The sequence below is a fragment of the Parabacteroides timonensis genome, from assembly GCF_900128505.1.
GTDB lineage: Bacteria > Bacteroidota > Bacteroidia > Bacteroidales > Tannerellaceae > Parabacteroides > Parabacteroides timonensis.
This window is the reverse complement of record NZ_LT669941.1, coordinates 2,738,069-2,752,271: the sequence shown is the minus strand read 5'-3', so window position 1 is coordinate 2,752,271 and position 14,203 is coordinate 2,738,069. Positions and strand designations below refer to the sequence as shown.

General features: G+C 43.1%; 6 protein-coding genes. All 6 read left to right on the top strand.

Going from position 1 to position 14,203, the window contains the following annotated elements; all coding sequences use genetic code 11:
- Positions 1–47 precede the first annotated feature (47 nt).
- The 6 genes from BQ7394_RS18590 to BQ7394_RS18565 all read left to right on the top strand — a co-directional run bounded on the left by BQ7394_RS18590 (position 48) and on the right by BQ7394_RS18565 (position 14,132).
- Positions 48–3,206, top strand: a complete 3,159-nt coding sequence (locus tag BQ7394_RS18590; RefSeq protein ID WP_075558778.1) for a SusC/RagA family TonB-linked outer membrane protein — start codon at positions 48–50, stop codon at positions 3,204–3,206.
- Positions 3,207–3,234: 28 nt separating this feature from the next.
- A complete protein-coding gene (locus tag BQ7394_RS18585) occupies positions 3,235–4,743 on the top strand; it encodes a RagB/SusD family nutrient uptake outer membrane protein (protein WP_075558777.1) in 1,509 nt (502 codons plus the stop codon).
- A gap of 99 nt (positions 4,744–4,842) precedes the next feature.
- Positions 4,843–7,974 carry a beta-galactosidase, LacZ type gene (locus BQ7394_RS18580; protein ID WP_075558776.1) on the top strand — a complete coding sequence of 1,044 codons (3,132 nt, stop codon included), beginning with the start codon at positions 4,843–4,845 and terminating at the stop codon, positions 7,972–7,974.
- Between the two features lie 17 nt (positions 7,975–7,991).
- Positions 7,992–9,908, top strand: a complete 1,917-nt coding sequence (locus tag BQ7394_RS18575) for an MGH1-like glycoside hydrolase domain-containing protein (RefSeq protein WP_075558775.1) — start codon at positions 7,992–7,994, stop codon at positions 9,906–9,908.
- Positions 9,909–10,563: 655 nt separating this feature from the next.
- Positions 10,564–12,888, top strand: a complete 2,325-nt coding sequence (locus tag BQ7394_RS18570; RefSeq protein ID WP_075558774.1) for a GH92 family glycosyl hydrolase — start codon at positions 10,564–10,566, stop codon at positions 12,886–12,888.
- A gap of 47 nt (positions 12,889–12,935) precedes the next feature.
- Complete coding sequence (locus tag BQ7394_RS18565) at positions 12,936–14,132, top strand: DUF418 domain-containing protein (protein WP_075558773.1); 1,197 nt, start codon at positions 12,936–12,938, stop codon at positions 14,130–14,132.
- Positions 14,133–14,203: the final 71 nt, after the last annotated feature.

Genomic DNA, 14,203 nt, shown 5'->3' with positions numbered 1-14,203 from the left:
CTATTCTTGCAACAAAACTTTATTAATTTAATCTAATTGAAACAGTCATGGGAATATCGCAATGCAAATCCCGGTTTATTACCGGTTCTTTCCTGAGGACATCAATCGTTCTGATGCTCCTTTCCCTTTTACCTATGTTGGGGTTCGCTCAAAACGTAAATGTAAAAGGTGTTGTTTATGATGAAACCGGAGCTCCGGCTATCGGTGTGAATATCCTGAAAAAAGGGACTACGGAAGGGGCAACAACCGACATGGATGGTCAGTTTGAGTTGTCCGTAAAAAAAGGAGATATTCTTCTCTTTTCTTATATCGGTTATACAACACAGCAGATTACTTATACCGGGCAACCTCGTTTGGAAGTCCGATTAGCAGAAGATGCAGAAAAACTGGATGAGGTTATCGTTGTAGGGTATGGTACAATGAAAAAAAGTGATTTAACTGGTGCTATCTCTTCGGTTAATGTGGAAGAACTGACGAGCCGTGCAACTACCAATCCGGCAGAAGCATTACAAGGTAAAGTATCTGGTGTCAGTATCCAGAAAAAAGGAGGTAACGCAGGTGCAGGAATCTCTGTTAAGATACGTGGTGTGAAATCTTTCGGTAATAATGAACCATTGTATATTATCGATGGATTTCCCGGTGATATAAGCAATGTGAACCCTCAGGATATTGCTGCAATGGAAGTCTTGAAGGATGGTGCTGCAGCCGCTATTTATGGTTCTACTGCCGCCAATGGCGTTATTATGGTAACAACTAAAAACGGTAAAAAAGGAGATCTGAAGGTAGACGTAAATGCTTATCTGAACTTCTCGAAAGTAGCTAACCGGCTGGAACTGTTGAACTCGGAGGGCTATGTACAGGTACATAAACAGATGTATGATAATTATAATCTTCAATATCCGAATAAGACAGTCGATTACCCGGCTTATATAACAAACTTCCTGGCTAATCCTTCCTCTTATCCTAATACAAACTGGCAAGACGAAATGTTCCGTGGCGGATTGACACAAAACTATCAGGTGAGTGTGCGCGGTGGAAGTGAGAAAGCTCGTTATTCGGTATCTTATAATCACTCGGATGATAAAGGTGTCCTGTTGGGTAATAGCTTCAAACAAGATAATGCCCGCATGAAACTGTCTGTTACCAAGAATATATTTGACTTGGATGCCAACTTGTCTTTTATGGCTAAAGATGAAAAGCAGCCGCAATATTCCCTGAAAGAAGTATATGGTATTTCTCCACTGGTTTCGGTATATGATGATACGAAAGAATACGGCTTCGGACTGACAGACCATGATGGACTGCCTAGCAACCGTAACGTGATGGCGGATTATACTTATCGCCAGGGTGGCGGCAAAACATATAATATGGATGCCAATGCCGCATTGACAATGCATTTGGCTGAATGGCTTACATTCAAAACCGCTTACTCTTATCGTGGGGAACATTATCGTTACCAGCGTCACATGCCGGCTTATGTGGCAGACGTAAAGGCAAAACAAGATTACCCTTCTCAATATGAAAAATCCTATTACTGGGAAGATCAGGTGATAGATAATGTATTGACTTTTGATAAGCAATTCAAAGATCACTCCCTGAATGTAATGGCCGGTAATTCTATTCAGATACGTAAATATAACTGGAATGAAATACAGGTAGATGGTAAAACAACAGTTTATGAGGTAAAAGACGGACAGTTGGTAACATCTGAGAAACCGTCAGGATTCTTAGATCCTAATTTCGCTACTATCGGAGCAGGTAAAGGCGGTACTTATAGTGGCGATGGTTCATTATATGATTATAACCGTGCTTCTTTCTTTGGTCGTGTAAATTATTCTTATGCCGGACGTTATATGTTGCAGGCTACTGTTCGTGCAGACGGTTCTTCCAAGTTCGGTAAAGATAGCCGCTGGGGTGTTTTCCCATCAGTCGCTTTGGGATGGAGAATAACGGAAGAAGAATTCTTCCCGAAAGACGGTGTGATCAGTAATTTGAAATTACGTGCCAGCTGGGGACGTTTAGGTAATGAGCAAGCACTTGGCTATTATGACTTCCAGGCATTGATTACCAGCGGAAACGATATGTCGATGGGAGGTGTTCAGGGTAACGGATCAAGTCCATGGCCGGGAAGTATAGCTACCGGGTTGGCAAACCGTAACCTGCAATGGGAAACAACCGATACAAAGAACATCGGTTTCGACTATGGTTTATTGAATGGCCGTTTATCGGGAGCATTGAACTATTATTATAACAAGACGGAGGATATGCTGATCACCAAGAAACTGGCTCCTTCCGTAGGTCTGAATAACCCGGTGATGAATGTCGGTAAAATCCGTAACTCCGGTTTTGAAATGGAGATCAACTGGGCTGATAAGAAAGGCGACTGGGATTATAATGTAGGACTGAACCTGACAACAACAAGTAACAAGGTACTGGAACTTTCAGATCCGAAACAAGCGTTATATGGTGATGGTTTGAAATGGGGTACGGAACACTTCCCGACTCAGACGCGTGTAGGTGAACCTATTGCAAGTTTCTATCTGTATCGTGCCGACGGTATCTTCCAGAATGAAGCAGAAGTAGCCGCTCATGTGAATGCCGACGGTGATTTATTGCAGCCGAATGCCCGTCCGGGAGATATCCGTTTTCGTGATGTGAATGGAGATGGCCAGATAGACGAAGATGATAAAGAGTCTTGCGGTTCCGGTATGCCGAAACTGGAAGCCAACCTTTCTGCCGGTTTCTCTTATAAAGGCATTGACTTCTCCTTCTTACTGGGTAGCGGTTGGGGACATAAGCTATATAACGGTAACCGTTATTTCTTTGAAGGAATGAGTTCGGGTACCAATATGCTGGCTTCCACATTAGATGCATGGACAACAAGTAATACCAATACAAGTGTTCCCCGTGCAGTTTTACAGGATCCGAACAATAACTCACGCGAAAGCGACCGTTTCCTTGAAAATGGAAACTTTGTTCGCCTGCGTCAATTACAGATCGGGTATACATTACCTTCAACATTATTGAAGAAACTGTTTGTTGATAAACTTAGATTATATGTAAGTGGCGAGAACCTGTTTACAATTACCAAATACAGTGGTATCGATCCTGAATTCTCTACAGAAAAGATATTGAATACAGGTGTGGATAAGGAAATTTATCCTTTCACACGTTCTTATATCGTAGGATTGCAGCTTACATTCTAATTACAAATTACTTAAAATCACATAGACAATGAAAAAGATAAAATATATAGTTGCTTCTTTCTTATTAATGGGAGCAATCACGGGTTGCGATGATTTTCTAACAGTATCGTCACCGGACCAATTGACTACCGATTCTTTTTGGCGTGACAAATCAGATGCGGAGGCAGGATTGGCAGCAGCCTATTCCCAGTTGGAATCATTTACTGATACCTGGAGTTTTTCGGAAGTAAAATGGCCGGTGGAGGCATACCGCGAGGATATCGTTAATCTGGGTTCCGATGCATTGAATTATCCGAACTGGGTAGAGTTGGCAAACTTTACTTATACAAATGGTAACTCCCAGTTCACTTATTACTGGCAGGATGCTTACAGAGGTATAAACTACTGTAATCAGGTTATAGAAAACGTGCCGAATATTCCGGCCGAGAAGATAACGGAAGAAGAACGGAATACCATTCTGAATGAAGCGTATTTTCTGCGTGGTTATTATCATATGAAACTTCTTTTGAACTGGAAAGAAATCGTTATTCGTGATGCTTATATTTCTTCAACGGACCAGTTGGATAAAGCATTGGCTACACGTGAAGAGGCCTGGGATTTCATTATCGGCGAATTAACCAAGGCAACCGCACTACCGGAAAGTCGTACTTCCGATCAGTTAGGACGTGCAACCAAAGGAGCTGCTTATGCTTATATCGGTTGGGCACATCTGACAAGAGCTTATGAAGAATCGGGTAATAAAGATACAGAATTGAAAGCTGCCGTAGACGCCTTTAATAATGTGAAAGGTTATGACCTGGTGAAAGACTTCAAGTCGATGTTCAATGGAAGCAATAAAAACTCCAAAGAAGGTATTTTCGAATTGCAGATGTCGATGTCTGATGCAAACGGTGCGTGGTATAAGACGCAGCTTCACCGTTGGATCGGATGCTCCGAACTCTGGGGCTGGGATGAAATTCTTCCGAACACGATGTTGATGAATGAATATATGAAAGAAGGTCAGATTGCAACGACAGGCCGTTACGACAGCCGTTTGTATGAAACCATCTTCTTCCAGTGCGATTATTTTAATGATCCGGAAGCCGGTCGTGTATACGGATATACTTACGATGATTGGTTTGAAGGAAAGAACAAACCTGCATTCCGGAAGTTTATGCCGGTCGATTACGAAGGTATGGAAAACAATTACTTTGCTCCGAACATTCCGTTGATGCGCTATTCAAACGTGTTATTGATGAAAGCCGAAGCATTGAATGAACTGGGACAAACAGCTGAAGCCATTTCCCTGATCAATCAGGTTCGTGAACGAGCAGATATGCCGAATATGAAAGGCACATCGCAAGCACAGGTTCGTGAACAGATTGAACACGAACGCATACTGGAATTCCCTCTGGAAAACTTCCGTTTCTATGACCTTCGTCGTTGGGGAAAGACACAGGAAGCCTTGAAGGCCGTAGGTCGTGATTTTAATCCGGAAAAGAATAGCTTCTATCCGATTCCTATCCAGGAAATAAACACAAATAATGCGCTTCATTGATGAAAGCTTAACAAAAGGATCATAGACACAACTATTACTATAACCGGGTGTCTCTTCGCCTCATGCGAGAGGCACCCTTTTTTATAAAAACAATTTTGTATGAAACATCTTTTTTATACGGCCAATGCTCTTTTGGTGAGTCTCGCTTTGCATGCCCAACCGAAAGAATGGGAAGACCAGCGGGTTAATCAGATCAATCGTGAACCTATACATGCTCATTTTGTTCCCTATTCTTCTGAGAGAGGGGCTTTACAGAAGGATGCATCGAAAGAACAGCGATATTCACTGAATGGAACCTGGAAATTTCATTATGCTAAAAATCCGGCCAGTCGTCCGGTCACTTTTTACGAAGAAGGTTACAATGTATCCGACTGGAAGGATATAGAGGTACCCGGTAGTTGGGAACTTCAGGGATTTGATGCCCCGATTTATACGGATACACGTTATCCGTTTCCAGCCGATCCCCCTCATGTGCCGACAGACTATAATCCGGTGGGTTCGTATGTAACGACTTTTACGGTTCCAGCTGATTTTAAAGGAAAAGATATCCTATTGAACTTTGGAGGCGTGGAGTCTGCCTATTATTGTTGGCTAAACGGTCATTTTGTAGGGTATGCTGAGGACAGCCGCCTGCCTTCGGAATTCCTGATTAATAAATATCTTAAATCCGGAGAAAACAAACTGGCTGTAGAAGTCTACCGATATAGCGACGGTTCTTATCTGGAAGGGCAGGATTATTGGAAATATAGTGGTATCGAGCGCGATGTGAAACTGATAGCACGCCCTCAGGAACGTGTGAAAGACTTTGAAATATCTGCAGACCTGACGAATAATTACCAGGATGGTCTTCTGGATGTGAAAGTGACGCTGGACAACCGGAAGATCGGGAAAGGAATGGGCGTTCAACTCAAAGTGTTGGATGGAACAAATGAAATTGCTTCCCGGCAGTTTACCGCTAAAGTAAAAACAGACAGTCTCTTCATCTTTACCGAACGTTTCCCCAGTGTAAAACATTGGACGGCAGAAACTCCCAATCTTTATTCGCTGGTAGTAAATACACTTGACAAGCAGGGTAGGGTGACAGAATCTTTTGTTCAGCGGTTTGGTTTCCGAAAAGTGGAGATGAAGAACGGCATGTTGCAGGTAAACGGAACTCCGATACTGATAAAAGGTGTGAACCGTCATGAGCACGATATGCATAAAGGACGTTCCATTTCGGTGGAAAGTATGATAGAAGATATCCGCCTAATGAAACAGTTTAACATTAATGCCGTACGTACCTGTCATTACCCCAACCATGAAGAATGGTATGATCTATGTAATGAATACGGTATTTATCTGGTGGATGAGGCGAATATCGAATCACATGGAATGGAAGCTCATCCCGACGGTACGCTTGCCAATATGGAAGGTTGGGATATTCCTTTTATGGAACGTATGGAACGTATGGTGGAACGCGATAAAAATATCACAGCCATCATTACCTGGAGCTTGGGTAACGAGTCCGGATATGGAAAGCATTTTGAAACCTTGTATCATTGGACGAAAAAACGTGATGCCAGCCGTCCGGTTCAGTATGAAGGCGGAGGCGTAAAAGGGCTGTCCGATATTTATTGTCCGATGTATGGCCGTGTCTGGTTGTTGCGCCAATGGGTAAATCAACGCCAGCCTCGTCCGCTTATCCTTTGCGAATATGCGCATGCGATGGGTAATAGTGTTGGAAACCTGAATGACTATTGGGATTTGATTTATAAATACGATAATCTGCAGGGAGGTTTTATCTGGGACTGGGTAGACCAGACTTTTGCCATCAAAGATAAAAAAGGACACGATATCCAAGCCTATGGAGGTGATATGGGATTTGTAGGTATTGTGAACGACTCGAACTTTTGTGCCAATGGACTGGTGGCTGCCGATCGCAGTTTGCATCCTCATATTTGGGAGGTAAAGAAAATTTATCAGTATATGCATTTTGAGGGAGTACCGTTTTCATCCGGTCTGGTTAAAGTAACCAACCGTCATGACTTTGTCTCTTCAGATGTTTATGATTATGTATGGACTGTAAAAGCGGACGGGAAAACTCTTTATCAGGGCAAACTGGATGTTCCTGTTATTGCGCCGCATCAATCGGCAGAAGTTCCTGTCCGGATACCTATTATACAGGGTGAACCCGGTACTGAATATTTTCTTCATATATCGGCTTTGACCAGAGAGGAAACGCCTTTGGTTCCAAAAGGACATCTGGCCGCGTCGGAGCAGTGGAAATTACCAGTGACCTCTTTGCCGGTATCCGCACCGGTTTTGTCCGGGACTCTTTCTACTGTCGATGAGGCAGAGAATATAACGATCGATGGAGCCTCCATGTCGGTTACTTTTTCAAAGAAGAACGGTGAGATCACTATATATATGATAGATGGAAACAACTACCTGAAAGAGGGACTTCGCCCGAATTTCTGGCGACCGCTTACAGATAACGATGTGGCGAATAAACTGGGGGATCGTAGTGAAACGTGGAAAAATGCCGGAAATGAATTGTCATTAAAAGCATTCTCTGCCGATATTGCTACCGATAAAAAGTCTGTTGTCGTGAAAGTTACCTATGATATGCCTCTTCAGGAGTCTACCTGCTCCGTGGTCTATACGGTTTATGCAGATGGCATTATAAAGACTGCTTACTCTTTTGTCCCCGGCGAGAAACAATTACCGGAAATACCCCGGGTGGGTATGCGTATGATACTGAAAGGCGATTATGATCAAATGACCTGGTTGGGCCGTGGCCCGCAGGAAAACTACTGGGATCGTAAATCGGGAGCCGATATAGATTTGTATAAAGCCTCCGTTTGGGAACAGTATCATCCTTATGTACGTGCGCAGGAAACAGCGAACAAGTCGGATGTCCGTTGGGTAGCCCTTCAGGATCAGGCAGGCAACGGTATCCTGGTTAAGTCTGGTTGTGAACCGTTGAACGTCAGTGCCTGGAATTTCCCTATGAAGGATATAGAATATATACCTTCCAGCATCCAACATATTCATGGGGGTAGCATTGAAAAGAAAGATATGGTTTGGCTTAATATCGACAGTAAGCAAATGGGTGTCGGCGGAGATAATACCTGGGGAGCCCAGACACATCCGGAATACACAATTACACCTGTCAGACAAGAGTATAGTTTCTTTATTATTCCTGTTAATAAGCAAACAGACCTGATTAAAGTTTCTAAACTGAATAGATAAATTACAAGGAGGCTGATATGAAACACAAACTGTTGATAAGTGCTTTATTGATAGCCGTCATCGGATGGGCAGGTTGCTCTGTGCAGCAGCCGGTACCATCCGGTACAGCTTACAATTACAGTAACATTTTAGACATTCGTTATACGCCGGACTCGGCTTCGCGTTGCCGGGGTTGGTTTACGGATGCCGGTGCATGGTATGGATTTACTTTACCGCGGCAGGAACAATGGGTGAACGGCTTCTGTGGCCCTTTTCACCTGGATATGAATAAACGTCAGTGGCTTTCGGATGCTCTGGTAAAAGTCCGTTTCGACGGTGAAGATCCGGATGTCGTGTATACCCCGGACTCTGTCTCTTATTTTCCGGGTGAATTATATATGTCCTCTTCCTCTGAAACCGGACGGATAGAACAACGTTTGGTCTTTGTTGATAAATCGACAGCCCTGTTGACCTGTTCTTCCGATCAGAATACTTTGCTTCGCTTTGCCGGAGAGGTTCTTCCTGATGATGTTGCTTGTACGACGGATAAGAACCGGGTATTGCTGATCTGGCCTTCGGGTGAGGGAGTTGCTTTGACATTCAGTCCGGAAATGGGTATCCTATCGTCTGAGAAAGGATATGAAACCTTAACGCTTACTCCGGGTAAATCGAATGTTGTCATTTCTTTTTTTGAAAATGAAGCATCCAGGCAGGCTGTATTGCATAGAGCTGCCGTTGTTCAGGCTTCTCCGGTAGAATATAGGGAGGAAACAGCTTCACGCTGGGAAGGCTATCTGCAGAAAGTTCTTCGTCCCGACATGCCGGAAGCTTATAACAGGATAGCGGTTAAGGCTGTAGTCACTTTGATTGCCAACTGGCGGAGTGCACGTGGCGATTTATTCCATGATGGAGTAGTACCCAGTCATGCTGTCGGCTACTTTGTCGGATTTTGGGGATGGGACTCATGGAAACATGCAGTTGCCTTGGCTCGTTTCGCTCCGGAACTGGCAAAGGATCAGGTACGTACTATGTTTGATTATCAGACACCGGAAGGTATGATTATCGATTGTATTTATAGTGATGCCTCCGAGAATAATGCGCGAGACAGTAAGCCTCCTTTAGCAGTATGGGCTGTAGATGAGATTTATAAAGCAACGGGTGATACTGCTTTTGTAAAAGAGATGTATCCAAAATTACTTCATTATTATAAATGGTGGTTTACCCATCGCGACCACAACAATAACGGGATATGTGAGTTTGGAGCCTGTGACGGAACTCTTGAAGCTGCTGCCTGGGAAAGCGGTATGGACAATGCGATCCGTTTCGACGACGCTGTTATGGTAAAGAACAGCGATGGTGCATGGAGTATGAATCAGGAGTCAGTCGATCTGAATGCTTTTCTGGCACTCGAGCACCGCTTATTAGGCGAATTGGCCCCCATCGCCGGAGAAGTTTTTGAAGATCCTGACAGATCGGCAGAAATACGGGATTACTTTTTTGTTTCCGATCCCGGCTTCTTCTTTGATAAACGGTTGGATGGTACATCTGTTATGGAAGAAGGGACGGAAGCATGCATACCATTGTGGGCGGAGATCGCATCCCGGGAGCAGGCTGCTGCTGCCATAAAAATATTCAGCGATACCACGAAGTTTGCTACTTATATCCCTTTCCCTACAATTGCTGCTGACAATCCGAAGTTTATGCCGGCAGGTTATTGGCGGGGCCCTATCTGGCTGGATCAGGTTTACTTCGGAATATCCGGCATCCGTAAATATGGATATAAAAGAGAAGCAGACGCTTTCACCGATCAGGTCTTTACCCGCTTGCAGGGATTGAAGGAAGATGCCCCTATTCATGAGAATTATGATACTCATAACGGAGCACGCCTGAAAGCTCCTCATTTCAGTTGGAGTTCGGCGCATTTGCTTATGTTGTATGAGGAGTACGGCAAATAAAAATAAAAATTTAGAAAGAATTGAATTTACTAATAAACTGATATTGTTCAATATAACTATCATACTATCATTTATGACTTTTTGTACATTGAAATCCAACGGTTGTGGGCTGTGATAGTTCGCGTGATAGTTTCATTTTCAACCATCATACTATCATAAAACAGCCTGATAAAACCTGCTGGGTATATGACTTATTTTCAGTAAAGTAGGGACTTTTCTTTTCCGAGACCCGGGTGTAAATGGTACTGAGACCCGGGTCTTAGCATCGTTCAAATCCGGGTGTAAAAGGGCCTAAAAAGGGGATCTCAAGAAGAAGGATAAGTTGCTTCCGTGAAAATAACAGCCATATTTGAGCAAAAGATGTAGGGTACTATCGGAAAACAGTAGGCATCTGATTGTTTTTAATCCTCTTTTTACGATGCTTTACCTCAAACAGGTCGTTTTATGATGGTTTGTGATAGTTGAATGATAGTTAAAATGCGTAACTATCATTGGCGTATTTGTTGATATTCAAAGAATGTATTGGGATTGTGATAGTGTGATAGTTGATTTTGAAAACACTTCTCATATATCTTGTCTTTGAATATAGAAAACAAGAATGGAGTGTTAGATATAAAATATTATCTTTGCCTCATTCTTATCAATCGGTAGCATTATGAAAAAAAAGATTAGTTTGTGTTCATTGATTCTCTGTGTTGTTTCTTTTTCCTGTAGCTCCGTGAAAGATGGTTCGGATGCGCAACAGGCCCTTTCTTCTTATGTAAATCCTTTTGTCGGAGCCTCGACCAGTATGGAGGCGGGAGGTTCATATCATGGTTTGGGTAAGACTTTTCCGGGAGCAACCTCTCCATTCGGTATGGTCCAGCTCAGTCCTAATACGATTACCGGAGGCGATAACGGGTCGGGTTATAGTGATGAACATACTTCTATTGAAGGTTTTGCTTTTACACAAATGAGTGGGATCGGCTGGTATGGCGATCTGGGGAATTTGTTGGTAATGCCGACAGTCGGTAAGTTGCATACTTTTTCGGGAACGTTGGAAGATCCTGATAATGGTTATCGTTCCCGGTATGATAAAGCATCGGAGAAGGCTTCTGCCGGTTATTATTCCGTGATGCTTACCGATTATCAGATAAAAGCGGAAGCGACGGCCCTTCCTCATAGCGGTATGTTGCGTTTTACATTCCCTGAGAGTAAAGAGGCTCGTATACAAATAGACCTGGCACGCAGGGTAGGAGGAACTTCTACCTGGCAGGCGATCGAAGTGATCAATGACCACACAATCAGGGGTGAAATGAAATGTCCTCCCGAAGGTGGCGGCTGGGGAAATGGTGCAGGAAAATCTGATTACACAGTCTATTTCTATGCTGAATTTTCCCGTCCTTTCCGGTCGCATGGCGTATGGTCGGCCGATATACCGGACGGGTGGACACGAAAACGGGAAGATATCGAGAGCGAACGTTATCATGAAGTTGTTCGAAATGCCCGCATTATTCCTGATGTGAAGTCGTTGACCGGAAAGCATTTGGGTTTTTATGCCGAATTCGATACCGATGCAGGAGAACAGATCCTCATGAAAAGCGGGATCTCTTTTACCAGTATGAAGAATGCGGAAGAGAATCTGCATTCGGAAATGAATGCCTGGGAGTTTGACGCAACACTGGCTGACTGTCGCCGGTTATGGGACGATGCTCTGTCCAAAATAACTGTGACCGGAGGTACGGAGGATGAAAAACATATCTTTTATACTGCTCTTTACCATACTATGATCGACCCGAGGATTTGCAGTGATGTGAACGGGGAATATATGGGAGCGGACAAGCAGGCGCATATGACGGATCAGTTCACTAAACGAACTATTTTTAGCGGATGGGATGTTTTCCGTAGCCAGATGCCTTTGCAGACTATTATTAATCCAACCCTGATCAATGACCTGGTCAACTCGTTGGTGGAGATTGCCGATCAGAGTGGAAACGAATATCTGGAGCGATGGGAATTGTTGAATGCCTATTCCGGTTGTATGTTGGGTAATCCGGCTATTTCTGTTTTGTGTGACGCTTATTCAAAAGGAATCCGTTCTTATGATATAGATAAGGCATACCGTTATGCTTTAAATACTTCCCGGTTGTTTGGTAATAATAAAGAAGGATATACGCCGGGTTCTATCTCTCATACATTGGAATATGCATACAATGATTGGTGTATGGCCCGTCTGGCTGAATGGTTGGGCAAGGATACCGATAAGGAATATTTTGACCGCCGGGCTATGACCTATTCTACAATTTATGATACCGATTATGGTTGGTTCAGGCCACGTAATGAAAAAGGTGAATTTCAACCTTTACCCGAAGAAGGAAGACTGGCGGAAGGATATGGCTGTACGGAGAGTAATGCATACCAGCAGGGTTGGTTCATTCCACACGATGTGGAAGGCATGGTCCAAATGATGGGGGGCCGTGAAAAAGTGCTGGCCGATCTGACGGATATGTTTGAACAGACTCCCGAAGGTTATCTATGGAATCAATATTATAACCATGCCAATGAACCGGTTCACCATGTACCATTCCTATTCAACCGTTTGGGTGCTCCCGAACTTACTCAGAAATGGACGCGGGATATCTGTCGGAATGCTTATAAAAACACTGTCTTAGGTTTAGTCGGTAATGAGGATGTAGGACAGATGTCGGCCTGGTATGTATTGGCGGCTAGTGGATTACATCCGGTATGTCCCGGTGACCAACGGTATGAAATAACTAGCCCGGTATTTGAGAAGATCGTTTTCAATTTGGATCCGGACTATGCTGAGGGAAAAACATTTGTGATTGAAGCTCACAATAATAGCCCTGAAAATATATATGTCCAGCAGGCTACTTTAAATGGAATTCCTTACAATAAATGTTATCTGACGCATGCCGACCTGATGAAGGGCGGAACGTTGGTACTACAGATGGGAGCCGAGCCTTCGGATTGGGGAAAATGAGATAAAAGACTTTTATATAGATTGAATATCTGATACATAAATAAGAAATGATGCATACTATTCAAAAATCCGAACGCTTGAATGTAGTAGATGCGCTTCGTGGTTTTGCTTTGTTGGCGATTGTGTTGTTGCATAATCTTGAACATTATAATATTTATTTCATTCCGGAGTTTCAGCCGGCTTGGTTGCAGGTTCTGGACAAATGGATGTGGGATAGCTTTTTCTTTCTGTTCAGTGGAAAGGCTTATGCTACTTTCTCCTTGCTTTTTGGTTTCAGCTTCTATATTCAGTTTCATCATGCGGAACAAAAAGGGATCGATTTTCGGGGACGTTTTGCCTGGCGGTTGGTTCTGTTGTTCTTGTTTGCCCAGCTTCATGCTTTATTTTATAATGGTGATATCCTGGTACTCTATGCCGTTGCTGGTTTTGTACTTATTCCGGTATGTAAACTGAAAGATAAAATTGTTTTTTGGATCGCTGTCTGTTTGTTGCTTCAGCCTTTTGAATGGGGCAGAATGTTGTATGCGTTATTTGACCCGGATTATGTCGCTGTCGGAAATAGATTCATGATCTATTCAGAACGGGTAGGAGGGGTAACTATGAATGGTTCTTTTGGGGAGGTCTTGCGCAGTAATATATGGGATGGACAATTATATAGTAATTTCTGGCAAGTAGAAAATGGACGGTTGTTTCAGACATCGGCCTTGTTTATGTTTGGAATGTTATTAGGACGTAATGGATCTTTCATAAGGAGTGATCGTACAATTGGTTTCTGGAAACGTATCTTGGGTATAGGTGTATTGGCATTCATACCACTTTATCTGCTTCGGGTTTTTGTCCCCGAACATATAGGCAATCCATCCGTATTGCTTCCATATAAGATAATAACACAATCTCTTAGCAATTTTGCTTTTATGCTAATTTTGGTTTCGATCTTTGTGCTGATTTGGTTTAAAAAGGAGAATGGGTGTAACTGGCAAAAGTTTATTATACCTTATGGGCGTATGAGCCTGACAAACTATATTTCGCAGTCTATTATAGGAGTATGTATTTATTATGGATTTGGCTTGGGATTGTATCGTGTTACCGGGGCTACAGCGACTTTGCTTATCGGATTGTTTATTTTCTCCGCTCAATGGCTATTCAGCCGTTATTGGTTGTCACGCCATAAACAAGGACCTTTGGAGTATTTGTGGAAACAAGGAACTTGGATAGGAAGTAAAAACAATAAAAGAAGTAATTAGGAAACATTGATAAAACAACCCCGACAGACCAATAATCTGCCGGGGTTGTTTTTCTTCGTTCTTCAATTCAA

Excerpts from the sequence above, each read along its gene's own strand:
- BQ7394_RS18580 (WP_075558776.1), top strand. The coding sequence starts at position 4,843 with ATGAAACATCTTTTTTATACGGCCAATGCTCTTTTGGTGAGTCTCGCT.
- BQ7394_RS18570 (WP_075558774.1), top strand. The coding sequence starts at position 10,564 with ATGAAAAAAAAGATTAGTTTGTGTTCATTGATTCTCTGTGTTGTTTCT.
- BQ7394_RS18565 (WP_075558773.1), top strand. The coding sequence starts at position 12,936 with ATGATGCATACTATTCAAAAATCCGAACGCTTGAATGTAGTAGATGCG.
- BQ7394_RS18575 (WP_075558775.1), top strand. The coding sequence starts at position 7,992 with ATGAAACACAAACTGTTGATAAGTGCTTTATTGATAGCCGTCATCGGA.
- BQ7394_RS18585 (WP_075558777.1), top strand. The coding sequence starts at position 3,235 with ATGAAAAAGATAAAATATATAGTTGCTTCTTTCTTATTAATGGGAGCA.
- BQ7394_RS18590 (WP_075558778.1), top strand. The coding sequence starts at position 48 with ATGGGAATATCGCAATGCAAATCCCGGTTTATTACCGGTTCTTTCCTG.